Origin of the sequence: Micromonospora sp. NPDC005173, from assembly GCF_040608515.1 — a bacterium.
In the GTDB taxonomy this organism is placed as follows: domain Bacteria; phylum Actinomycetota; class Actinomycetes; order Mycobacteriales; family Micromonosporaceae; genus Micromonospora.
In genome coordinates, this window is sequence record NZ_JBEXIK010000112.1 from 1 (window position 1) to 1,251 (window position 1,251).

A 1,251-nucleotide genomic window follows, 5' to 3' on the forward strand; every position below is an offset into this window, starting at 1 on the left:
GGCGGCATCACGTTCGTCTTCCGGGTGGTCGAGGAGACCGCGGCCAGCGCGGCCGACGTGATCCGGGCGTACGTGGTGGTCCGCGAGGTGTTTGGGCTGCGTGAGCTGTGGGTTGGTTGCCTTTCGTCGGGATCATCAGGTGGGCGCCGCGGGCGGCGATCTCCTCGGCGTGGGCGGTCTGGGTGTGCAGGGCGTCGGCGATGAACAGCAGACCGGTCAGGCTGCCCAACACTTGCTCGACCGCGTCGAGCAGCGGTGCGAACGCGGGGATCTCGTTGCTCTTCGCGCTCACGGTGACCTGGGCCAGGACGATGCCGGTGCTGGTGTCCAGCGCGGACAGCAGATGAACCTGACCGCCGTCGGCACGGCGGGCTCCCCGCAGCGTTTTCCCGTCCACGGCGATCACCGTCCGATATCGGTGCGGCCGGGGTGTGACCGGCCGGGCGCGGACCTTCAGCCAACCCGCGAGGACGGTAGACAACAACTGATCGTCGAGGCGGGTCAGCAACCGCCATACCGTCGTACCCGCCGGCACCCCATGGCCGAAGCCGAGCCGGTCGCGGGCCTGCTCATCCAGATCGTGCAACCAATCGGTGATCGCGGCGAACGACGACGCCCCCGCGAGGACCGCGCACACCGCGACCGCGAGCAAGCCCGACAGCGGGTAACGCACTCCCCGCGGATCTCGAGGATCCGGGACCGCCGCCAAGGCGTGTAGCAGTCCCGTTGTCTCACCTGCAGTAACGGACGGTGGTGACGTGCCAGGGGTGCCGGCGACCGAAGACAGCGCAGGGATCGGGCATGATGACATCGGCGGGTGAGGTCCTCGGGGTGTCGTGAAGCCTAGAGAACTCCATGATCACCGACGCGATCTCACCCGCTCTTCCCGCCTCCACAGAGGCCACTCACCCCGTAGATTCCCAGCTCAGGGCACCCACCGATCGACTACGCAATCGCCCTGGGTACAAGCCGACCATTGGCCGACTCGGGTTCGGATGCGTCGTTGTGAGCACGGCAGTGGAAGACCAGCAGGTGGTCTCCGCCGAAAATCTCCACGTCCGGGGGTATGTCGAGTTGAAAGAACAGAGCCATCCGCTCGCCGCAGAAACACTCGGGCCATTCCTGGGCGTCGTCGAGGAATGGCCAGCCGCCCACTGAGTTCCGCATCGGCCGGTCCAGCGGCTCGGTCCCGACCTCGACCACGTGGGCAGGCAACACCACCCGCACCTTCCTCACATCATGTTCGACCAC

The 1,251-nt window shown here is 67.1% G+C and carries 1 protein-coding gene and 2 pseudogenes; 1 reads left to right on the forward strand and 2 read right to left on the reverse strand.

The window, feature by feature from the left end; translation table 11 throughout:
* Positions 1 to 24: 24 nt before the first annotated feature.
* Positions 25 to 204 (forward strand): hypothetical protein, encoded by a 180-nt coding sequence (locus ABZV00_RS37810; RefSeq protein WP_355615470.1) that lies wholly within the window; start codon positions 25 to 27, stop codon positions 202 to 204.
* Here the strand turns inward: ABZV00_RS37810 and ABZV00_RS37815 are convergent.
* Positions 134 to 811, reverse strand: a pseudogene (locus ABZV00_RS37815) (ISAs1 family transposase); the annotation flags it as partial. The gene ABZV00_RS37810 and the pseudogene ABZV00_RS37815 sit on opposite strands and share 71 nt — an antisense overlap.
* Positions 812 to 945: 134 nt before the next feature.
* Positions 946 to 1,251, reverse strand: a pseudogene (locus ABZV00_RS37820) (hypothetical protein); the annotation flags it as partial.